This window comes from Oxalobacter vibrioformis (genome assembly GCF_027118995.1).
In the GTDB taxonomy this organism is placed as follows: Bacteria; Pseudomonadota; Gammaproteobacteria; order Burkholderiales; family Burkholderiaceae_D; genus Oxalobacter; species Oxalobacter vibrioformis.
Genome location: NZ_CP098242.1, coordinates 465,597 through 488,216, shown reverse-complemented (window position 1 = coordinate 488,216; position 22,620 = coordinate 465,597). Strand labels below are relative to the sequence as shown.

20 protein-coding genes are annotated in these 22,620 nt (G+C 50.7%); 15 read left to right on the top strand and 5 right to left on the bottom strand.

All coding sequences use genetic code 11. The annotated features are described in order from the left end of the window. Positions 1–6: 6 nt before the first annotated feature. From nth to fdxA, 4 genes are all read right to left on the bottom strand, one after another. On the bottom strand, positions 7–642 hold the full coding sequence (nth, locus tag NB640_RS02495; RefSeq protein ID WP_269309566.1) for an endonuclease III: 636 nt from the start codon (positions 640–642) through the stop codon (positions 7–9). Between the two features lie 141 nt (positions 643–783). Next, positions 784–1,404, bottom strand: coding sequence for an RnfABCDGE type electron transport complex subunit B (locus NB640_RS02490; protein WP_269309565.1), 621 nt, complete (start codon positions 1,402–1,404; stop codon positions 784–786). 146 nt (positions 1,405–1,550) lie between these two features. After that, positions 1,551–2,612 carry an NAD(P)/FAD-dependent oxidoreductase gene (locus tag NB640_RS02485; protein ID WP_269309564.1) on the bottom strand — a complete coding sequence of 354 codons (1,062 nt, stop codon included), beginning with the start codon at positions 2,610–2,612 and terminating at the stop codon, positions 1,551–1,553. Positions 2,613–2,657: 45 nt separating this feature from the next. Then, on the bottom strand, positions 2,658–2,981 hold the full coding sequence (fdxA, locus tag NB640_RS02480) for a ferredoxin FdxA (protein WP_269309563.1): 324 nt from the start codon (positions 2,979–2,981) through the stop codon (positions 2,658–2,660). 369 nt (positions 2,982–3,350) lie between these two features. On the opposite strand from fdxA, the gene tig reads away from it, so the two are divergent. From tig to lon, 4 genes are all read left to right on the top strand, one after another. Then, positions 3,351–4,694 carry a trigger factor gene (gene tig / locus NB640_RS02475; RefSeq protein WP_269309562.1) on the top strand — a complete coding sequence of 448 codons (1,344 nt, stop codon included), beginning with the start codon at positions 3,351–3,353 and terminating at the stop codon, positions 4,692–4,694. 38 nt (positions 4,695–4,732) lie between these two features. Beyond that, a complete protein-coding gene (gene clpP, locus NB640_RS02470; RefSeq protein WP_269309561.1) occupies positions 4,733–5,359 on the top strand; it encodes an ATP-dependent Clp endopeptidase proteolytic subunit ClpP in 627 nt (208 codons plus the stop codon). 170 nt (positions 5,360–5,529) lie between these two features. Then, the gene (clpX, locus tag NB640_RS02465; protein WP_269309560.1) at positions 5,530–6,801 is read left to right on the top strand and encodes an ATP-dependent Clp protease ATP-binding subunit ClpX; all 1,272 of its coding nucleotides are present in this window, start codon (positions 5,530–5,532) and stop codon (positions 6,799–6,801) included. 177 nt (positions 6,802–6,978) lie between these two features. Beyond that, on the top strand, positions 6,979–9,399 hold the full coding sequence (lon, locus tag NB640_RS02460) for an endopeptidase La (RefSeq protein ID WP_408637937.1): 2,421 nt from the start codon (positions 6,979–6,981) through the stop codon (positions 9,397–9,399). Between the two features lie 41 nt (positions 9,400–9,440). Here the strand turns inward: lon and NB640_RS02455 are convergent, their stop codons facing one another. Beyond that, positions 9,441–10,961 carry an NAD(P)H-hydrate dehydratase gene (locus NB640_RS02455; protein WP_269309559.1) on the bottom strand — a complete coding sequence of 507 codons (1,521 nt, stop codon included), beginning with the start codon at positions 10,959–10,961 and terminating at the stop codon, positions 9,441–9,443. Between the two features lie 261 nt (positions 10,962–11,222). Here NB640_RS02455 and rpsB point away from each other — a divergent pair, with 261 nt between their 5' ends. The 11 genes from rpsB (at position 11,223) to lpxD (ending at position 22,620) form a co-directional block, all read left to right on the top strand. Further along, on the top strand, positions 11,223–11,975 hold the full coding sequence (rpsB, locus tag NB640_RS02450; RefSeq protein ID WP_269309557.1) for a 30S ribosomal protein S2: 753 nt from the start codon (positions 11,223–11,225) through the stop codon (positions 11,973–11,975). An 87-nt stretch (positions 11,976–12,062) separates the two neighbouring features. Then, positions 12,063–12,974 (top strand): translation elongation factor Ts, encoded by a 912-nt coding sequence (gene tsf, locus NB640_RS02445; protein ID WP_269309556.1) that lies wholly within the window; start codon positions 12,063–12,065, stop codon positions 12,972–12,974. Between the two features lie 110 nt (positions 12,975–13,084). Further along, positions 13,085–13,801: a UMP kinase gene (gene pyrH / locus NB640_RS02440; protein ID WP_269309554.1), complete on the top strand. Its 717-nt coding sequence runs from the start codon at positions 13,085–13,087 to the stop codon at positions 13,799–13,801. 63 nt (positions 13,802–13,864) lie between these two features. Beyond that, positions 13,865–14,425 carry a ribosome recycling factor gene (frr, locus tag NB640_RS02435; RefSeq protein ID WP_269309553.1) on the top strand — a complete coding sequence of 187 codons (561 nt, stop codon included), beginning with the start codon at positions 13,865–13,867 and terminating at the stop codon, positions 14,423–14,425. A 20-nt stretch (positions 14,426–14,445) separates the two neighbouring features. After that, positions 14,446–15,186 carry a polyprenyl diphosphate synthase gene (gene uppS, locus NB640_RS02430; protein ID WP_269309552.1) on the top strand — a complete coding sequence of 247 codons (741 nt, stop codon included), beginning with the start codon at positions 14,446–14,448 and terminating at the stop codon, positions 15,184–15,186. Between the two features lie 3 nt (positions 15,187–15,189). Next, entirely contained in the window at positions 15,190–16,008 is an 819-nt protein-coding gene (locus tag NB640_RS02425; RefSeq protein ID WP_269309551.1) for a phosphatidate cytidylyltransferase, read from the top strand. Positions 16,009–16,013: 5 nt separating this feature from the next. Next, on the top strand, positions 16,014–17,201 hold the full coding sequence (gene ispC / locus NB640_RS02420) for a 1-deoxy-D-xylulose-5-phosphate reductoisomerase (protein ID WP_269309550.1): 1,188 nt from the start codon (positions 16,014–16,016) through the stop codon (positions 17,199–17,201). Then, positions 17,198–18,565 (top strand): RIP metalloprotease RseP, encoded by a 1,368-nt coding sequence (gene rseP / locus NB640_RS02415; protein WP_269309549.1) that lies wholly within the window; start codon positions 17,198–17,200, stop codon positions 18,563–18,565. The genes ispC and rseP overlap by 4 nt, the downstream gene beginning before the upstream one ends. A 63-nt stretch (positions 18,566–18,628) precedes the next feature. Then, positions 18,629–20,971 (top strand): outer membrane protein assembly factor BamA, encoded by a 2,343-nt coding sequence (gene bamA, locus NB640_RS02410; RefSeq protein WP_269309548.1) that lies wholly within the window; start codon positions 18,629–18,631, stop codon positions 20,969–20,971. A 102-nt stretch (positions 20,972–21,073) separates the two neighbouring features. Next, positions 21,074–21,547: an OmpH family outer membrane protein gene (locus NB640_RS02405; protein ID WP_269310379.1), complete on the top strand. Its 474-nt coding sequence runs from the start codon at positions 21,074–21,076 to the stop codon at positions 21,545–21,547. Between the two features lie 23 nt (positions 21,548–21,570). Continuing rightward, positions 21,571–22,620 (top strand): UDP-3-O-(3-hydroxymyristoyl)glucosamine N-acyltransferase, encoded by a 1,050-nt coding sequence (gene lpxD / locus NB640_RS02400; RefSeq protein ID WP_269309547.1) that lies wholly within the window; start codon positions 21,571–21,573, stop codon positions 22,618–22,620.

Genomic DNA, 22,620 nt, shown 5'->3' with positions numbered 1-22,620 from the left:
AGGCGATTATGCAGCGGTTTTTTCAGGATACTCGCAGAGATCACTGATCAGGCAGTTTCCGCATTTTGGTGTTCTTGCCATACAGGTATATCGACCATGAAGCAGCAGCCAATGATGGGCGTCAAGTAAAAACGCTTCGGGAATGATCTGTACAAGCTTTTCTTCCACTTCGGTGACGTTTTTTCCGGGGGCGATACCGGTACGGTTTGATACCCGGAAAATATGCGTGTCAACAGCCATGACAGGCTGACCAAAAGCAGCATTCAACACCACATTGGCCGTTTTGCGTCCGACGCCCGGCAGGGTCTGCAATGCTTCCCGTGTGCGTGGGACTTCGCCTTCATATTGTTCCAGCAGTATCTCTGACATTTTCACCAGATTTCTTGATTTGGTGGGATACAGGTTGATGGTTTTGAGATAAGGCTTGAGCCCTTCTACGCCAAGCGCGATGATGCCTTGTGGCGTATTCGCAACGGGAAAGAGTTTCTGCGTTGCCTTGTTCACCGAGACGTCTGTTGCCTGGGCTGAAAGCATGACGGCAACCAGCAGTTCATAAGAAGATGCGTAAACCAGTTCTGATTCCGGTTCCGGCATATTGGCCTGAAAACGCTGCATGATCTTGCGGACTTTCCTGCGGTTCATGGTCTGGATACGCTAAATAAAAGCCATCACGCCGGTTTTTGTGCCAGTGGTGTGGCTCAATGAGTTGATTGTGATTTTTCAGCATAACACAGACACCATAGCGCTGCAGGAACGCTGTGCAAGACAGTTGAAAACCGTGAATCAGGTTTGACCTGATGCTTTTTTCCGTGCCTTTTCCACGGCGGCAAGCACCGCATTTTTCTTTTTTCTTCCGGCAGAGCCGGTTTTGGCCAGTGCTTCCAGGCGGATGCGTTCGATTTCTGCTTCGTGTTTCAGTCTTTGTTGGCGGCGCTCATGATTGACGCGGGCGCGTTTCGCCTGTGCAGTGGACCATGCATCCCATCCGGTTTTTTCTCCACTGGTGTTTGTCATGATGATGCAGTCAACAGGGCATACTGGTGTGCAGAGATCGCAACCGGTGCATTTCAGGGAAAGCACCGTATGGGTAAAGCCGTTGGTACCGATAATGGCATCGACCGGGCACGCATTAATACACAGGCGGCATCCGATGCAGAGTGATTCATCAATAACCGCGATATCCCGCGGTCGTTCTTCGCCATATCGGGTATCAAGCGGTATATAGGGTTTTCCTGTGAGGCGGGAAAGGCGGCGAATGCCTTTTGCACCACCTGTCGGACAGCAGTTGATCGGTGCTCCGTCTGCGATGGCTTCGGCATAGTCACGGCAGCAGCCGTGGCCGCATTTTTTGCATTGCGTCTGGGGGAGCAATGCGTAAATCTCATCAGAGGTTGCTTTGTTCACGGAATGAATATCGGAGTCTGTTAGTACGAATGTAAGAATAGGCGGTTTATGTTTTTTTTAACTAGTTTACTAAATAATCCGGTAAACAAAAAACCGTTCCGGCAATTACCGGAACGGTTTTGAAAATCTCTCGAATCAATCAGGCATCAATCGAAGACAGGCGTATCGACGCCCAGTATCTTGTGCAGTTTTGGCGAGGTTGTCGTGTACTGGAGATGGATTTTCTTTTCCGGAAAAACATAGGGCGCTGCAGCAAAGGATGCGAGTGCCGTTTCATGAAATCCGGAAAGGATCAGCTTTTTTTTGCCCGGATAGGTATTGATGTCACCAACAGCAAAAATACCCGGAATATTGGTTTCAAATTTTTCGGTGTCCACGACAATCTGCCGACGATCGATTTGAAGCCCCCAATGCTCGATGGGGCCCAGTTTGGGAGAAAGCCCGTAAAAGACCAGTAGGCAATCAAGGGGAACACGGCGTGTGACGCCATCCAGGCCGGTTACACGGATTTCGGCGAGTTTGCCGTCCAGCGTTTCAAAGCCGGTGATTTGTCCAGTCAGCGATTGCATCATGAAGTCTTCGCACAGCGCCTGCATTTTTGAAACCGAAGCGGGGGCGGCGCGGAATTCCTCACGGCGATGAAGCAGGACAACCGATTCGGCGACATCAACCAGGCTCAGTGCCCAGTCGAGTGCGGAATCACCGCCGCCGCATACCACGATATTTTTGCCCCGGAATGCTTCAGGGTCCTTTACCCGGTAAAAGAGCTGGCTTCCCTCAAATTGTTCGATGCCGTTGAGCTTGAGCGTACGGGGCTGGAAAGCGCCAACGCCTGCAGCAATAAAAACGGTTTTGCTGATGAATCGGGTGCCGGCAGAGGTTTCGACATCAAAACGGCCGTCTTCCCGTTTGTTGACCTGGGTGACTTCCTGCCCCAGGTGAAAGGTCGGGCCAAAAGGCTCAATCTGCTTCATCAGGTTGTCGGTCAGTTCCACGCCGGTGCATACAGGAACAGCCGGAATGTCATAAATCGGTTTGTCCGGATAAAGTTCAATGCACTGTCCGCCAACGAATGGCAGGATATCAATGACGTGTGCCTTGATTTCCAGAAGGCCCAGTTCAAATACCTGGAAGAGGCCCACAGGACCGGCACCGACGATAACGGCGTCGGCTTCAATAGGGATACTGTTTTCTGATGAAGAGTTCATAGTCGGTATTTTTCAGCGCTTTGTCGAGGCGACTGAGTATAAGGATTATTTTTCCAGATATTTCAGCTTGTCTTTGACATCTTTCCATTTGTCAGCATCAGGCAGGGCGGCTTTTGCTCTTGTAATGCTCGGCCAGGTCTTGCTGAGTTCGGCGTTGAGGGCAATATACTCCTGCATGTCCCCTGGAACGTCTTCTGATGCAAAAATGGCAGCAGCCGGGCATTCAGGGACACAGACGGCACAGTCGATACACTCATCCGGATTGATGACCAGAAAATTCGGCCCTTCATGAAAACAGTCGACAGGGCAGACATCCACGCAATCGGTGTATTTGCAAAGCACGCAGGCATCAGTAACGACATGAGGCATAAGAATCCTGTTTATTCCAAAAAAACAGTCAGGGATACAAACGGTTTAATGTTATCGGTTAAAACCTTTTATTTTAGGATAAATAAAAATATCGGACAAACAGCCAGGAATGTCTCAGGCCGGATGATTCGAGTATTTTTATCGGTATACTCAATTTTACTGCAATTAAATCAGGACCTTTGCCGTATTGGCATAAAACAGCTAAAATGACGGACGAATTTTTTACGGACGAATTGTGGAATACCCGAAATGCTGGCAGATTCGGCTTTTGGTGTTCATTCCCTGGTTATTCTTTTCATAATAAGACGGTGGCTTTGAAGTCCGGGTATGTGCCGGTTTCAGAGCCTGATATTTTTTTGGATTAATTACATGGCAAATGCAGTTGAAACTCTGGAAAAGCTCGAAAGACGCGTGACCATTACGATTCCGATTGATGAAGTTGAAAAGGAAGTTGATCAACGCCTCAAGAGACAGGCCAAAAACGCGAAAGCGCCTGGATTCAGGCCGGGCAAGGTGCCAATGAATATGGTAAAGGCTCAGTATGGCCAGCAGATCGAAAGTGATGTGGTAAGGGAAAAGATATTCAGGGCTTTTGACCAGGTTGCACGGGAAAAGGATCTGAGCATTGCCGGTTACCCGAGGTTTGAACAAAAGGCCGATGATGTGCCTGAGGGTACCATGGCTTTCAATGCCACCTTTGAAGTTTATCCGGACGTAAAACTGGGTGATATGGGGCAGATTGAACTGGAAAAAGTCACATCGGAAGTCACGGGTGAGGAAGTTGACAGAACCATTGATATTCTGAGAAAACGCCAGGCACATTTCCATGTCAAGGGAGAGCAGACTGATCATGGTGACGGTGGTGCTGATACCTCAGCGCAGGACGGAGATCGTGTTATCGTTGATTTTGTGGGCAAAATTGACGGGGTCGAGTTTGAAGGCGGTAAAGCGGATGACTTTCCCTTCACGCTGGGTGAAGGCCAGATGCTGCCGGAATTTGAAGCGGCTGCACGCGGGCTGAAAAAAGGTGACAGCAAGACCTTTGACCTGCACTTTCCGGAGGATTACCACGGTGATAATGTGGCTGGCAAAACAGCCGAGTTCACTATCACGGTGAAAAATGTGGAATGGGCTCACCTGCCGGATATCAACGAGGATTTTGCCAAGGCACTGGGTATTGCGGATGGCAGTGTCGAGAAAATGCGTGCAGAAATCGAGAAAAACCTCAAGATGGAAACAAAAAGCCGTCTTGCCGCGCTTAACAAGAAGCGCGTGATGGACGCCCTTCTGAAAGCTGCTGAATTTGATTTGCCCAATGCCCTGCTGCAACAGGAAATAAATCAAATGATGCAGGCAGCCCTGAAGGATCTGCAGGACAAGGGAATGCCTGTCAAGATGGATGAGCCGCTGCCGCCGGAGCTGTTTTCGGAACAGGCCGAAAGACGGGTTCGCCTGGGCCTGATTTTCACTGATTTCATCAAGGACGACAAGTTCAAGGTTTCGGATGATGAAGTACGGGCAAGAGCCGAGGAAATCGGTTCAACGTATGAAAATCCGAAAATGATCGTGGATTATTACATGAATGAGTCCAGCCGCCGCCAGGAACTGGAAGCGCTGGTTATGGAAGACAAGGTGGTTGACTATGTTTTTGATCATGCAAAAACAGTTGAAAAAGCCATGCCGTTTTCCGAACTGATGGCTCAGCAGCTTTAATCCCGAATGGCTGATATTTTTTACTGGGAAAAAACGAGATGAATTCACACTTTCGACAATCAGCACTGGACACGGAAATGCTTGGCATGATTCCGATGGTGATTGAGCAGAGCGGACGCGGTGAGCGTGCCTTTGATATTTACTCACGCCTGCTCAAGGAAAGAATCATTTTCCTGGTTGGGCCGGTCAATGACCATAATGCCAACCTGGTTGTTGCGCAGTTGCTTTTTCTGGAAAGCGAAAACCCGGACAAGGAGATTTCGCTTTATATCAATTCACCGGGCGGCTCGGTTTCTGCCGGTATGGCGATTTATGACACGATGCAGTTCATCAAGCCGGACGTGTCCACCTTGTGTACGGGCCTGGCCGCATCCATGGGTGCTTTTCTCCTGGCTGCCGGTGCGAAGGGCAAGCGTTTTTCCCTCCCAAATTCACGCATCATGATTCACCAGCCATCCGGCGGTGCACAGGGGCAGGCGTCGGATATTGAAATTCATGCCCGTGAAATCCTGTATCTGCGTGAAAGACTCAATGCCATTCTGGCTGAGAATACGGGTAAGCGTATCGAGCAGGTTGGCCTGGATACCGAACGGGACAACTTCATGTCTGCAGATGAGGCAGCCGCGTATGGTCTGATTGACCAGGTGTTGACGCACCGGACTTGATTAATCCTTGTTTTTACGGGGTTTTCCTGTTTTAAGCCCGCTGGCCGGATAGGGGGTAACGCTTCCGGCTTGCGGGAAATCCTGCGTCTTTTTTCATCTTGTGCTATCTTGTTCACAAGCCCTGAACAAATTCATTTTTCTTCCGAATCACTTTATCTGTTAACTCTCCCATGTCAGAAAACAACTCATCTTCAGGCGAAAAGCTGCTTTATTGCTCATTTTGCGGAAAAAGCCAGAATGAAGTGAAAAAGCTGATTGCCGGTCCTTCCGTTTTTATCTGTGATGAATGTATTGATTTATGTAATGACATCATCAGGGATGAAATCCTGAATCCCGAATTTTCCAGGGAAAACAGGGAAGAGCTGCCAACGCCCATGGAAATCTGTGAATTGCTTGACCAGTATGTTATTGGTCAAACCCTGGCAAAGAAAATTCTGTCTGTTGCGGTATATAACCACTATAAACGCCTGCGCTATTTTGCCGGCAAAGACGATGATGTCGAGCTTTCCAAGAGCAATATCCTGCTGATTGGCCCGACCGGGTCAGGCAAAACCCTGCTTGCGCAAACGCTGGCGCGTATGCTGAATGTACCTTTTGTGATTGCAGATGCGACAACCCTGACAGAGGCCGGGTATGTGGGGGAGGATGTGGAAAACATCATCCAGAAACTGCTGCAGAATTGTGATTATGATGTGGAAAGGGCCCAGCGTGGTATCGTCTATATTGATGAAATCGACAAGATTTCGCGCAAATCCGACAATCCGTCCATTACCCGCGATGTATCAGGAGAAGGGGTACAGCAGGCGCTTTTGAAGATGATTGAGGGCACCATGGCTTCTGTACCGCCTCAAGGCGGGCGCAAGCATCCCAATCAGGATTTCATCCAGGTGGATACCACCAACATCATGTTTATCTGTGGCGGCGCCTTTGACGGGCTGACAAAGATCATATCTGATCGATCGGAAAAAGGCGGTATCGGATTTTCCGCCAACGTCAAGAGTCAGAGTGAAAAGAGTGATAACGAAGTCCTGGTGAATGTCGAGCCTGAAGACCTCATCAAGTTTGGTCTGATTCCTGAACTGGTGGGGCGTCTGCCGGTTGTTGCCACGCTAAATGAGCTGACGGAGGCGGCGCTGATCCAGATTCTTCAGGAACCCAAAAATGCACTGGTCAAGCAGTACACCAAGCTGCTTGAAATGGAAGGCGCCGAACTGGAAATTCGCCCGGCAGCACTTTCTTCCATTGCCAAAAAGGCACTGGAGCGCAAAACAGGTGCAAGAGGTTTGCGTTCCATCATGGAACATCTGCTGCTTGATGTCATGTACGAATTGCCGACCGAGCAAAATGTCAGTAAAGTGGTTATTGATGAGAACACGATCAATAACGACGCGAAACCATTATTGATTTATCAGGACAAACAAAAGGTGGCAGGCCAGAGCTGATCTGCCCAGGGTGGATTTTCAAGCGATATGCCGGTATGAATGCCCGGTTTTGTGTGATTAACTGCACGGTTTTTGCGGTTGTCGCAAACAGTTTGTAACAACTTATTTCTTTATGTCCCTTGTTTTTTGCCGTTTAGCGCTTACATAAAGGGTTGAGTTTACTGAAAAAGGTTTGTCATGATGACTACTACACCAGAACAGTCGAGATTGCCGCTGCTTCCCTTGCGGGATGTCGTTGTTTTCCCTCATATGGTCATACCGCTTTTTGTCGGGCGTCCCAAGTCGATTCATGCGCTTGAGACAGCCATGGAAAATGACAAGGCCATCATGCTGGCTGCGCAGAAAACAGCAGCCAAGGATGACCCGTCTGCGGATGATATTTATGAGATCGGCTGTGTTGCGACGATTCTCCAGATGCTGAAGCTTCCTGACGGTACCGTGAAGGTGCTGGTGGAAGGCACTTACCGTGCCAAAATTGAGCATGTGCAGGAAGAAGAAGCAGCCTATCTGACTGCACAGGTTGCTTCCGTGGAAACGGAAGGGGAGCATGAGCCGGAAGTCGAGGCCATGCGTCGGGCGACTGTTCAGCAGTTTGAACAGTACATCAAGCTGAACAAGAAAATCCCGCATGAAGTCCTGGTATCCCTGTCTTCTATTGAAGAACCCGGCCGTTTTGCCGATACCATTGCCGCACACCTGCCGCTGAAACTTGAGCAAAAACAGGTGGTGCTTGAAATGGTGAATATCAGCCGCCGGATGGAATACCTGCTGGAACGCCTTGAAGGTGAGCTGGATATTTTACAGGTGGAAAAAAGAATCCGTGGTCGTGTCAAACGGCAGATGGAAAAGTCACAGCGCGAATATTATCTGAACGAGCAGGTCAAGGCGATCCAGAAAGAGCTGGGTGAAGGCGAGGATGGCGCGGATATTGAAGAGCTCGAAAGAAAGATCAAGGCCGCCAAAATGCCGAAGGAAGCGCTGGAAAAGACACGTGGCGAGCTGAGAAAACTGCGTTCCATGTCGCCCATGTCAGCAGAAGCATCTGTTGTCCGGAATTACATCGAAACGCTGGTATCGTTGCCCTGGAAGAAAAAATCCAAGGTCAATAACGATCTGGCCCATGCGGAAAAAATTCTGGAAGATGATCACTATGGACTGGACCGGGTCAAGGAGCGGATCCTTGAATATCTTGCGGTCCAGCAGCGTGTCGACAAGGTCAAGGCACCAATCCTGTGTTTTGTGGGCCCTCCGGGCGTGGGTAAAACCTCGCTGGGCCAGTCTATTGCCCGCGCAACCAACCGCAAATTTGTCCGGATGGCGCTGGGCGGTGTTCGTGATGAGGCCGAGATTCGCGGGCACAGGCGCACGTATATTGGTGCCCTGCCAGGAAAAATTCTGCAGAGCCTGACCAAATCCGGTGTGAGAAACCCGCTTTTCCTGCTGGATGAGGTGGACAAGATCGGAGCGGATTTCCGTGGCGATCCGGCAGCTGCTCTTTTGGAAGTGCTGGACCCGGAACAGAACCATACTTTTTCAGACCATTACGTTGAAGTTGACTTTGACTTGTCGGATGTGATGTTTATCGCCACCTCCAACTCGTACAATATCCCGCCCGCCCTCTTGGACAGGATGGAAGTGATTCGTTTGTCCGGCTATACCGAGGATGAGAAAGTCAGCATTGCACAGCGTTACCTGATGCCAAAGCAGATGAAAGGTAATGGTCTGAAGGATGAGGAATTGTCAATCAGTGAAGGCGCCCTGCGGAATATCGTACGTTATTACACCCGTGAAGCCGGGGTTCGTGGCCTGGAACGTGAAATTTCGCGTATCTGCCGCAAGGTTGTCAAAATGCTGCTTCTGAAGAAAAAGAACCGCAAGGTGACGGTCACGCCAAGAAATATCGATAAATTCCTTGGTGTTCGCCAGTTTGATTTTGGCGTCGCTGAAAAGGAAAATCAGGTTGGTCAGGTATCCGGGCTGGCGTGGACGGAGTTTGGCGGTGAAATGCTGACGATTGAGGCGGTTACCGTGCCTGGCAAGGGCAATATCATCCGCACCGGTACACTGGGTGACGTGATGAAAGAGTCCATTGAAGCTGCTCGGACGGTTGTGCGCAGTCGTGCAAACAAACTGGGCATCAAAAATGAAGCCTTTGAAAAAACGGATATTCATGTCCACGTTCCGGAAGGGGCTACGCCCAAAGATGGCCCCTCAGCCGGTATTTCGATGGCAACCGCGCTGGTGTCCGTTTACAGTGGTATTCCCGTGAGGGCAGATGTTGCCATGACCGGTGAAATTACCTTAAGAGGGGAAGTCCTGCCTATTGGCGGCGTAAAGGAAAAACTCCTTGCCGCATTACGCGGTGGCATCAAAACGGTCATTATTCCAGAGGAAAATGTGAAGGATCTGGCCGAAATTCCGGATAACGTGAAAAACAAGCTGGAAATCATGCCGGTACGCTGGATCGACAAGGTGCTTGAGATTGCGCTGGAAAGCCAGCCTGATGAGGTAATGGAAGAGCAGCCGGAAGTGCCTTCTTCGCCGGTTGCTTCTGAATCGACGGACAATCCCAAGGATAATAATCTTATCCGGCACTGATTCGCCTGATGACAAAAAAACGCTCCGCAAGGAGCGTTTTTTTATGGATTGTATTCGTTGATAAGACGATTGAGAATTTTTCTGACTTCAGGGATCAGTTCTCCAGCCGTCAGTCCGACAGGCCCTTCTCCTCGTCTGACGAGTTCGTCTGCCGCCGCGCCATGCAGCCACACGGCTGCCAGCGCGCTTTCCCAGGCTGGCCAGCCCTGGGCGAGAAGAGCGCCGCAAATACCGGACAGGACATCGCCTGTTCCCGCAGTTGCCAGTGCAGGGCCCCCTGTCGGGTTGATAGCGGTTTTCCCGTCTCGATCGGCAATAACCGTTCCGGAGCCTTTCAGCGCGACGACAGCATTAAAGCGCTTGGCGAGGGCATTGGCAACTGACAGGCGATCCGACTGAATGGCTTCTGTTGTGGTGTTGAGAAGGCGCGCCGCTTCCAGGGGGTGGGGGGTCAGGATGGTCGGCCCGCGCCGGTCTTCCAGTATTTGCTGTAATTCGGTTTCTGCTGAAATACTGTTCAAGGCATCCGCGTCCAGAACCAGTGGCTGATGAAGTGCCATAATGTCTTTGACGAAATTTCGTGCGGCATTCGATGTGCCCAGTCCCGGGCCAATCACGGATATAACGGATGAAAAATCAAAGTGATGCGCGGCACGATACATCAGTTCGGGCTGCATGGCATCATGCTGGGGCGGATCTTTGAGGTAGACGGCGTAAGTGAGGCCAGCGCCACAATGCAGTGCTGCCCGAGCTGCCAGTACCGGCGCACCGGACATGCCTGCGGCACCGCCCAGTATGGCGAGTCTGCCATACGTGCCCTTGTGGGTATCATGCCGACGCTTTCGCAGCATCACGGAAAACAGGGCAGGCTGGTTCAGCCAGCGGGAAGGCGAGGGGAAATGACTGTCGTCAACGCCCAGCCGGACATGATGGACTTCACCTGCATAGTCTTTTCCCTGGTGGGTGTACAGCCCCGGCTTGTTGCCAAGGAAGGTAATGGTGTGCGTTGCCCTCACAGCAATCCCGTTTTTGCCATAAATGCTGCCGGTATCTGCATTCAGGCCGCTGGGCACATCAAGTGCGATGACAGGACAGTCTGCTGCATTGATCATTTCGGCAAGCTGAAAGCGGCTGCCATCCAGTGGTTCTTTCAGGCCAATACCAAACATGCCGTCAACAATCAGATCCCATTGCCGGGTGGGAAGTGATTTGATCGTGTCCTGAAGGGATAGTGCATCCTCCCACTTGATGGCAGTGCTGATCGCGCGTTTTCTGGCAAGACGGGATTCCTCGGCCTGGGGCTTGCGGCTGGAAAGCTGTAAAACCGATACGTTTACCCGGTTTTCAGCAAGGACTATCGCCATTTCCAGCGCATCACCGCCATTATTTCCAGGGCCCGCCAGCACCAGCACACTGGCCTTTTCATGATGGGGGGACAAAATGCGCAAGGCCAGTTCGGCGGCTTCCCTGCCGGCACGCTGCATCAGCGTGCCAAGCGGCAGTTCGGCGAGCGCCAGCGCTTCAATACCTCTTAATTCTTCAACTGTATACAGATTGCTCATGCGTCTTTAAAAGCCTGTAATCCTCAAGTTATATGAAAACATGATATGCCGGTTATGGATAGCGTTTTTTATTTTTTATGAATTTTTTTCGGATTTTGTCTGATAAGGCTTTGGCGCAAAAACGGATTTCCAGTACAATACGGCAGTTCCGAAACTGATTTTCGGAACTATTTTTTATTTGTTATTAAATCGCGACCCCGGCCGACAAGGGTGCTCAATAGAGTTTCCGGCCGTGTTCAAGACCTAACCCTGGAGATTATTATGTCCGTTACTATGCGTGAGATGCTGGAGGCTGGTGTTCACTTCGGCCACCAGACACGATTCTGGAATCCAAAGATGGCACCGTATATCTTTGGCCATCGCAACAAAATCCATATTGTCAACCTCGAAAAAACCATGGCGATGTACCAGGAGGCGATGAATTATATTCGTCAGCTTGCTGCCAATCGCGGCACGGTTCTGATGGTCGGCACCAAAAGACAGGCCCGCGACATTATCGCCGCAGAAGCACAGCGTGCCGGTATGCCTTATGTCGACCAGCGCTGGCTGGGCGGCATGCTGACCAACTACAAGACAATCCGCAGCTCGGTCAAGCGCCTGAAAGACATGGAAACGTCCATTGAAGACGGTTCTATTGAGAAAATGAGCAAAAAAGAAGGCCTCATGTACATGCGTGAAGTGGCCAAGCTTGAAAAAGCCATTGGCGGCATCAAGGATATGAACGGCCTGCCGGATGCACTTTTTGTTGTTGACGTGGGTTACCACAAGGGTACGGTTACCGAGGCCATCAAATTGGGGATTCCGGTTATTGGCGTGGTGGATACCAATCACTCGCCGGATGGCCTGGCCTATGTCATTCCGGGAAATGACGACTCTTCCAAGGCGATCCAGCTGTATGCACGCGGTGTGGCAGATGCGATCCTGGAAGGAAAAGCCAGTTCGCTGCAGGATGTGCTTGAAACCGCCAAGGGCGAAAGCAGTGATGTGGCTGCTGACGAAGGCGACAGCGAATAAATGTGAAAGCACAGCTGCCTGAAAGGCAGCTGTTTTTGAGAGTCAAAATAACGGGGATGTTTTAACATCCTGTATCGGGAGGTGGATATGGCGGAGATTACCGCTGCAATGGTTGGCCAGCTGCGTGCAAAAACAGATGCACCGATGATGGAATGCAAAAAAGCGCTGGTTGAGGCTGACGGCAATATTGAAAAAGCGGAAGAAATCCTGCGTGTCAGGCTGGGTACAAAAGCATCCAAGGCATCCGAGCGCGTGACGGCAGAAGGTGTGATTACCGCTTATGTCAACGGCAACAAGGGCGCACTGGTTGAAGTCAACTGCGAAACCGACTTTGTCACAACCAATGAGGATTTTGTCAAGCTGGCAGATACCTGCGCGAAGCTGGTGGCGGAAAACAACCCGGCGGATGTCGAGGCGTTGTCTGCACTTTCTGATGGTGGCAAAACCGTTGAGGAAATCCGCACCGAACTGGTCGGCCGTATTGGTGAAAACATGTCGGTTCGCCGGTTTGTGCGTTATGAAACCACAGCTAAACTGGCTTATTATCTGCACAACAAACGCATTGGCGTCATGGTTGAGTTTGATGGTGCGGATGATCAGGTCGGTCGCGATGTCGCCATGCATATTGCTGCAATGAAGCCGGTAGCGCTTTCTTCAGACGGTGTTCCTGCCGAACTGATTGAGAGGGAGCGTTCTGTTGCACTGCAAAAGGCCAATGAAGATGCGGTCAAGGCGGAAGCAGAAGGCAAAAAACCGCAGAGCGCAGATATTTTAGCCAAGCGGATTGAGGGTTCTGTCCAGAAATACTTAAGAGAGGTATCGCTTCTGAACCAGCCTTTTGTCAAAAATGACAAGCAATCGGTTGAACAGATGTTAAAAGAAACCAATACAACGGTAAAATCGTTTACGATGTTTGTTGTTGGCGAAGGCCTGGAAAAACGAGAGGACAATTTCGCTGCTGAAGTGGCTGCCCAGGTGGCGGCAGCACAGCAAGCCTGATTGGACTGAAAACTGAAACGGGCCGTAAGGCCCGTTTTTGCAGCGCCAGTCATTGTTGTGAGATTGAGGTTTCATTGTTTTTATTCTGCACTTGAAAAGGGATCGGGATCATGGCCACACCTGTATACAAGCGAGTTCTTCTGAAACTCTCGGGCGAAGCACTGATGGGAACAGACCAGTATGGCATCAACCGTGCCGCGATTGAACGCATGGTGGCCGATGTGGTTGAGGCCAAGGCGCTGGGTGTGGAAATGGCTATTGTGATTGGCGGCGGCAATATTTTCCGGGGCATTGCGCCGGGTGCAAAAGGCATGGACCGCGCAACGGCGGATTATATGGGGATGCTGGCAACGGTCATGAATTCACTGGCACTGGCTGATGCCATCAAGCAGGCCGGGCTGACCCCCAGGGTGATGTCAGCGATTGGCATTGACCAGGTTGTCGAGTCTTATGTGCGGCCAAAGGCGTTGCAGTACCTGGAGGAGGGCAAGGTCGTGGTTTTTGCGGCAGGTACAGGCAACCCCTTTTTCACAACAGATACCGCTGCTGCCTTGCGCGGCGCGGAAATGGGTGCGGAGATTGTGCTCAAAGCCACCAAGGTGGATGGGGTTTATACCGCTGATCCCATGCGGGATGCCAATGCCCAGCGCTATCCCACCATCACCTTTGATGAGGCGATTGAAAAGCATCTGGAAGTCATGGATGCGGCGGCTTTTGCCTTGTGCCGTGATCAGAAGTTGCCAATCAAGATTTTCTCCATTTTGAAGCAGGGTGCCTTGAAGCGTATCCTGGAAGGGGAGGATGAGGGAACACTGGTTCATATGTGACACGGGGTCAGGTCATCAAACGCAACATACCATATAAGTAATTCGTTTTTGTAAGAGGAATGTATGACTATTGCTGATGTGAAAAATAGCACAGACCAGAAAATGGGCAAAACCATTGAAAAGCTGAAGTCGGATCTTGCCAAGGTCCGGACCGGGCGCGCGCATACAGGTATTCTTGATCATATCCAGGTTGATTATTACGGTACGATGACGCCCATCAATCAACTGGCGAATATCACATTGCTTGACGCCAGGACAATTTCTGTGCAGCCCTGGGAAAAGAAGCTGAGCAGTGCCATTGAAAAAGCCATTCGCGATTCGGACCTGGGTTTGAACCCTTCTTCGCAGGGAGAGCTTATCCGTGTGCCGACACCTGTGCTCACGGAAGAGCGCAGAAAGGAAATGGTCAAGCTTGTCAAAGGTGAGGGTGAGGATGCCAAGGTGGCCGTTCGGAGTGTCAGGCGTGAGGCCAATGAGACATTCAAAAAAATGGTCAAGGACAAAGCCTGTTCGGAAGATGATGAGCGCCGTGCTCAGGATGATGTGCAGAAGCTGACAGACCGGTATGTACAGGAAATCGACAAGCTGATCGTCGAGAAAGAAAAGGAAGTCATGACGGTCTGATTGATGGCCGCAAGGATGAGATGTCTGAAAAATCTGTATTTCCCATTCCGGATCTATCGTCTGTTCCCCGGCATATTGCCATTATTATGGATGGCAATGGTCGCTGGGCGAAAAAACGGTTTCTTCCCCGTGTGGCAGGGCATGTCAAAGGGGTGGAATCTGTCAGGAAGATGGTGGAGGCCTGTGTCAGGCGCCAGATCGCGTTTCTGACCGTATTTGCATTTAGCTCTGAAAACTGGCGAAGGCCTGTAGAAGAGGTTTCTTTTCTGATGGAGCTTTTTGTTACCTCGCTGGAAAGAGAAGCCCTTAATCTTCATGCCAATAATATTCGCCTGAAGGTGGTGGGTGATTTGAGTGGTTTGAATGAAAAACTTCAGGCTACGATTCTTCGGGCTGAACAGAAAACGGAAAACAACACCAGCCTGACCCTGACCGTCTGTGCCAATTATGGCGGGCAGTGGGACATCATGCAGGCCATGAAAAAACTGATGGATGCGCATTCTGGTCAAAGTACCTTTACCCCGGAACAGTTAAGACCATATTTGTCCATGGCTTATGCGCCTGATCCGGATCTCTTTATCCGTACGGGTGGCGAGCAAAGGATATCCAATTTTTTATTATGGCAGCTGGCATATACCGAGTTGTATTTTACAGAAGCATTCTGGCCTGATTTTGGTGAGGATGCGCTGGATGCCGCTATTCGTTCTTTCCAGACACGGGAAAGGCGGTTTGGCCGTACCAGCGAACAATTGACAGCATAACTCATGTTAAAAACGCGACTATTGACGGCTTTATGTCTGGCAATCGTATTGCTGGTTGTGCTGCTGTCCGGGTCCTACACAGCATTTGCCGTTCTGATGATTGTCTTTTTTGCTGGCGCGTCATGGGAAATGTTTTGTCTCTTTGACAACCGGTATCCGATTCCCTATGCAATAGCCAGCACGCTTTTTTTTGCGGTTTTTATCTGCCTTGCCAGCGAGACCATTTATATCGGACTGGCTTTTTTCTCTGTCGTGGCCTGGTTTTTTTGCCTGGCGCCTTCCATGGCTTTTCCGCTTCCGATAAAGCACAGTTTGGGTGACCGGTTTTTTGAGTTGCTTTATTCAATCAGCATATTCAGCAGTTTTCTGGCGTTTCTCTACCTGTACAAACGCTCTCTCGTCCTGCTTTTGTCGGCGCTTATCCTGGTCAATATTGCAGATATTGGCGCCTACTTTGCCGGGCGGACATTTGGCCGGCACAAACTGGCACCTTCCATTTCGCCAGGCAAGACCTGGGAAGGCGTAGCCGGCGGGTTTCTCGCTGTTATACTGGCAGCTGTTGCCGTGGTTTTTATTCCAGGCATGGAAAATTGCATCACGGTCAGGGTATACCGGGCTTATGGCTGGTTTGCCATGGTTTTTGCCGTGGCGATCCTTGTCGGGATGAGTGTGCTGGGGGATTTGCTGGAATCCAGGCTGAAGCGCCGCCGCGAATTCAAGGACAGCAGCAATCTGCTACCCGGGCATGGCGGTGTTCTGGATCGGACTGACTCACTGATTCCGGTTCTGACCCTGACAGTTCTGATACATATGTGGACATAATGGTTATGCGAACGGGCCGGCAACGGATTACGATACTGGGTTCAACCGGCTCGATCGGTGTGTCGACGCTGGATGTTATCTCACGACATCCTGAACGCTACGCTGTTTATGCGCTTACGGCGAACAGTCGGATTGATGGCATTTTGCTGCAATGTGAGCGTTTTCATCCGGAAGTGGCTGTCGTTGGCTCGCCTGAATCAGCGCAGGTATTACATGCCGCCTTGCGTAAAAAGGGGCTGAAAACCACCGTTGCGTATGGTGAAGATGCGCTTTGCGAAGTGGCTGCGGCACCGGAAACCGATGCGGTGATGGCTGCCATCGTGGGGGCGGCAGGGCTGGCACCAGCGCTGGCGGCAGCCCGTGCCGGAAAAAAGGTGATGCTGGCAAACAAGGAGGCACTGGTGATGTCCGGCCAGTTGTTTATTGATGCCGTCATGGAAAACCATGCGACGCTGCTTCCGATTGACAGTGAGCACAACGCCATCTTTCAGTGCCTTCCTGCCACGTATCAGCGATCACCCGGCCAGCATGGGGTGGATAAAGTTGTGCTGACCGCATCCGGCGGTCCTTTTCTGACGCGTTCCCTGGATTCACTTGACAAGGTAACGCCGGAACAGGCGGTGGCCCACCCCAAATGGGTGATGGGACGAAAAATTTCCGTTGATTCTGCCACCATGATGAATAAAGGGCTGGAAGTGATCGAAGCCCACTGGCTTTTTGGCATACCGGCTCATCAGATCGAGGTGGTGATTCATCCGCAAAGCATTATTCATTCCATGGTTTCCTATGTGGATGGTTCCATGATTGCCCAGATGGGCAATCCCGATATGCGGGTACCCATTGCCTATGCGCTGGCCTACCCTGACAGGATTGTGTCAGGGGTCAGTCCACTGGATCTCACGCAAATGGGGCAGCTTCAGTTTGAAAAACCGGATTATCATCGCTTCCCCTGCCTGAAACTGGCATATGAAGCACTTCATGCCGGTGGCGCAACGCCAGCCATACTGAATGCGGCAAATGAAGTTGCGGTTCAGGCTTTTCTTGACCAGCGTATCGGATTCAGGAAAATTGATGATGTCGTTGCCCGTGTTCTTGACAGGGTGACGACAGAAAAATCCCTGTCAGGCCTTGATAGTGTCCTGATGCATGACCATGCTGCCAGAAAAATGGCAAACAGCCTGATATTTTCATGATTATCCTGCAGACAGTATCCGCTTTTGTTATCGCGCTTTCCCTGTTGATAATGGTTCATGAGCTAGGGCACTACTGGGTGGCAAGGCTTTGCAATGTCAAGGTGCTGCGCTTTTCCCTGGGGATGGGAAAAATTGTCTTCAGCCGCAGATTCGGGCGTGATCAGACAGAATGGGCGTTATCCATCCTGCCAATGGGGGGCTATGTCAAGCTCCTGGATGCGCGTACAGAAGACTTGAGTACACTGACTCCGGAGGAGCGGAAACGGGAATTTACCGGCAAAAATGTCTGGTGCCGTATTGCCATCGTGGCCGCAGGGCCGCTTGCCAATTTCCTGCTTGCCATTATCCTGCTTGCCGGGTTGTATATGTACGGTGTTCCTGAACCATTGGCAAAGCTTCGGGCAGTGCCTGAAAATACTGTTGCCTGGGAGGCCGGCTTACGGGGAGGAGAGCGGGTTGTCGGCATAAACGGGGTGCCGGCTGCCAGTTGGCTGGATGTTCGCTGGCGGCTGCTTGAAGCCATGATGGGAGACCATCCGGTTGTGCTTGAGGTTCAGTCGGCGGATATCCTTTCTGATGATAAAAACAGCTCAAGGACAGTGGCTCTGCCAATGACACCCCATCGTGTGGGTGAGTTGAATGCCGGTTTTCTGGACAGGTTCGGGCTGTCACTGGCAAGGCCGCCTGCTGTTGTTGGAAAAGTGTCGCCAGGCGGGGCGGCTGAAAAAGCAGGGCTCAGAGCGTCTGATCATATTGTGCGCATCAATGGTGAATTGCTGGTTGATGGTCTGGATTTTATTCACAGGGTGCGTGAAGCACCAGGTAATCCGCTGGTGCTGAGTGTGATTCGCGACAACAGGAAGATAGAATTGACAGTCGTGCCGGAAGGCCATGAGGAAAAGGGTGCGGTAATTGGCCGGGTACAGGCTGAAATACCGATTGTGCCGGAAATGGTTATTGTTCAGCATGGCTTTTTTTCTTCTTTTGGCAAGGGGGCTGTCAAGGCATGGGAAACGACATCGCTGACACTGAAAATGGTTGGTCGGATGTTTACCGGTAAAGTGTCGATCAAAAATATCACCGGTCCCATCGCCATTGCTGATTATGCCGGACAGACAGCAAGAGCCGGCCTGATTCGTTATCTCTATTTTCTTGCCTTTATCAGTATCAGTATTGGTGTCATGAATTTACTGCCAATACCTGTTCTGGATGGCGGACTTTTGCTGTATTATGCTGTGGAAGCGATAAGCGGGCGTACCATTTCCGAACGCGCTGGAGGAATTGCGCAGCGTGTCGGGATCGCTTTGCTGGTGCTTTTGCTCGTTGTTGCGGTTTTTAATGATCTTTCCCGTCTGATAGGCTGACGGAATTTTCACATCACAGGGTTGGTATGCGGATTCAGAAAGGCGTTTTGTTCATTTAATTTCATGAAATTGTTTTTTCATCCCTTTTCCCGACTGTCATTTCGACCAGCGCTTTTCGCGGTCGCATCCTTTCTTTTCTGTGCCGGCAGGGCTTTTGCCGTGGAGCCTTTTGTCGTCAAGGATATCCGCGTTGAAGGCATCCAGCGGACAGAGGCGGGTACGGTATTTAACTATCTTCCCGTTCGTGTGGGGGATACGTTTACGGAGGAGAAGGCAACGACAGCCATCCGAACCCTTTATGCTTCCGGTTTTTTCAAGGATGTCCGTATTGATGCGGAAGGGGATGTCCTGGTTGTCATTGTGGAAGAAAGACCGGCAGTTGCCAGTGTGGCTTTTACCGGTATGAAGGAATTCGACAAGGATGCCATTACAAAAGGGCTCAAGGATATCGGACTGGGTGAGGCCCGCATCTATGACCGATCGATGGTGGAACGTGCCGAGCAGGAACTGAAGCGCCAGTATCTGGCGGCGGGTTATTATTCCGTGCAGATTTCAACAACCGTTACACCGGTGGAAAGAAATCGTGTGGCCATCAACTTCATTATTGACGAAGGCCATGTGGCCAAAATCCGGCAGATCAAGATTATTGGCACCAAGGCCTACAAGGAAAGCGAGCTGCTGAAATACATTGATCTGACCACACCCGGCTGGCTGACCTGGTATACCAAGAAGGACCAGTACTCCAAGGAAAAGCTGGCGGCAGATATTGAGAAGCTGAAGTCGTTTTACCAGAATGAAGGGTATATTGAGATGGTCATGGATTCCACCCAGGTCTCCATTACGTCTGACAAGAAAGATATTTACATCACGCTCAATATCAAGGAGGGGGAAAAATATACCGTATCGGACATCCAGCTTGAGGGTGAATTGTTCGGACGGGAAGAGGAAGTCTATCCCCTGATTGAACTGAAAAAAGGAAAAACCTATTCAGGTGAGCAGCTCACAAACAGCACCAAGGCCATTTCTGATTACCTGAGTAATTTTGGTTATGCTTTTGCCAATGTGAACCCGCAGCCCGAGATTGACAGGGAAAAGAAAGAAGTCGCCTTTACCTTCTTCATTGATCCGGGCAAGCGTGTCTATGTGCGCCAAATCAATATTGGCGGCAATACCAAGACACGTGATGAGGTTGTCCGGCGGGAATTCAGGCAGATGGAAGCGTCCTGGTATGAAGGTGAAAAGGTCAAGATTTCCCGTGACCGCGTGGACAGGCTGGGTTACTTCAGCGAGGTCACCATTGAAACACCTGAAGTGCCCGGTACGACAGACCAGGTTGATGTCAATCTCAAGGTAGTGGAAAAACCGACGGGTAACCTGATGGTGGGTGCCGGCTTTTCCCAAAGTGACAAGCTGATGCTGACAACGTCCATTGAGCAGGAAAATTTTGCCGGTACCGGTAATACGGTTGGCCTGGAAGTGAACACCAGCAAGCGGTACAAAACCATTGCGGTTTCCCAGTTAACACCTTATTTCACAGAAGATGGTGTCAGCCGCCGTTATGAAGTGTTTTACCGGACAATGCGCCCGCCAATCATCAATGAAAGTGACTGGAAAGTGGAAACGATTGGTGCCAACGTCCGTTTCGGTATACCCTTTACCGAAGTGGACAGGGTGTATCTGGGCGCAGGTTTCGAACATAATAAAATCGAGGTTGACTATGACAGCCCGGTCCAGTACACGGAGTTTGTAAAGGATATGGCGGGATCAGATGCAAATTCCGCTACCGCCTATGGTATTCCCCTGACTGCCGGATGGACCCGTGACAGCCGTGACAGTTCACTCGTGCCGACAAAAGGCCGGATGCAAAAAGCCAATCTGGAAGTGTCTCTTTTGGGGGACATGAAGTACTACCGGGCATCATACCAGCATCAGTACTACTGGCCGCTTTGGTCTGGCGGTACGTTTGCCCTGAACGGGCAGCTTGATTACGGTGAAGGTCTGGGTGGTGAAAAATACCCGGTATTCAAAAACTTTTACGCAGGCGGTATTGGCACCGTCAGGGGTTATGAGACTTCCTCACTGGGCAGGTACCAGAGAAATCCGTACTATGGCGATCGCGAATATGTCGGTGGTTCGAAGCGTGTGCTTGCCAATGCCGAACTGGGGTTCCCCTTCCCGGGCATGGGATATGACCGGACACTGCGCTGGTTTGCCTTCTTCGATGCAGGTAACGTTTTTGAAGAAGATGACAGCATCAAACTGGATGAGATAAGATATTCTGCCGGTGTTGGTATCACCTGGGTTTCCCCTATGGGTCCTTTGAAGCTCAGCCTGGGTTTCCCGCTGAATTCCAAGGATGGCGACAAGACAGAAAACTTCCAGTTTACCCTTGGTACTGGTTTCTGATGTGCGGGTAGCGTAATATAGAACCTGTTGTTTGTTTTTCGATTGGAGATAACCGTGAAAATTTTCACAAAAACCTTTCTGGATGTAAAAAAACTGGGTGTTATGGCCTTGTGCCTTTTTGCTTTTGCGGCTTCCCATGCGCAGGAAGTGAAAATCGGTTTTGTCAACAGCGAGCGCATCATGCGTGAATCTGCACCGGCGAAATCGGCATCGGCCAAACTTGAAGCTGAATTTTCCAAGCGCGAAAAAGAGTTGCGTGACATGCAGAACCGTCTCAAAGCGATGAGCGACAAGTTGGAAAAAGATATGCCTGTTCTGGCTGAATCTGACCGTATCAAGCGTCAGCGTGAGCTCGCTGATTATGGCCAGGATTTCCAGAGCAAGAACCGTCGCTATCGTGAAGACCTGATGCAGCGCCGTAATGAAGAGTTTGCTGCTGTTTTGGATCGTATCAACAAGGTCATCAACAATATCGCACAGTCAGAAAAGTATGACCTGATCGTGCAGGATGCGGTTTATTTCAGCCCCAAAGTGGATCTTACGGAAAAAGTGCTTAGGGCACTGGGCAGTAAATAATTCTTCTTGTCAAAAATAGCGGAATGGATATTCAGCTTGGCAAGTTGATTGACCGTTTTGGCGGACAGTTAAAAGGCGATCCGGATACAAGGGTATCCGGATTTGCGCCACTGGATCTGGCGCAGGCTTCCCACATTACTTTTCTGACCAATCCCCGTTTGCGTAAACAGGCAAACGTCTCTCATGCTGCGGCATTGATTCTGACGCCATCTGATGATGAGCGGATAACGGATTATGCCGGGGCACGCATTCTGACTGACAATCCCTACGCGTATTTTGCGTATGCTGCCCAGTTTTTTCAGAGCCTGCAGGCAGAACCGCATGTGCCGGGCATACATGAAAGCGCTTGTATCGCGCCTTCAGCAAGAATAGCGGCAAGCGCAAAAATCGGGCCTTTTGTCACGATTGAAGCTGATGTGGAAATCGGGGGAAACTGTGTCATTGATGCAGGCAGCTTTATTGGAAAAGGGGCAAAAGTGGGCGCCAATACCTGTTTTGCGCCACGGGTCGTTTTTCATGCCTTGTGCGTCATTGGTGAACGCTGTGAGGTTCGCTCCGGTGCGGTCATTGGTTCAGAAGGTTTTGGCTTTGCCAATGACAAGGGGGTATGGGTCAAGATTCCACAGACTGGCAGGGTCGTGATTGGCAATGATGTCCAGATTGGTGCCAATACAACCATAGACAGGGGAGCGTTGGCAGATACGGTGATTGAGGATGGCGTCAAGCTGGATAACCAGATACAGATCGGCCACAATTGCCATGTCGGTGCGCATTCTGCGATGGCAGGTTGCGTGGGTGTGGCAGGAAGTGCTGTTTTCGGCAAACGGGTGACCATCGGTGGGGCGGCCATGATCGGGGGGCATCTGAAAATTGCCGATGGTACCCATGTTTCTGCGTCAAGTGTCGTGCAAAGTTCGATTAATGAGCCCGGTGCCTATACCGGTTTTTATCCGCTCGAAAAACATACGGACTGGGAAAGAACCGCTGTTGTATTGCGTAATCTGACGTCAATGCGCCAGCGGGTGAGAGAATTGGAAAAAACAGTAAATTCGCTGGGTGAAAAAGAAGAGTGA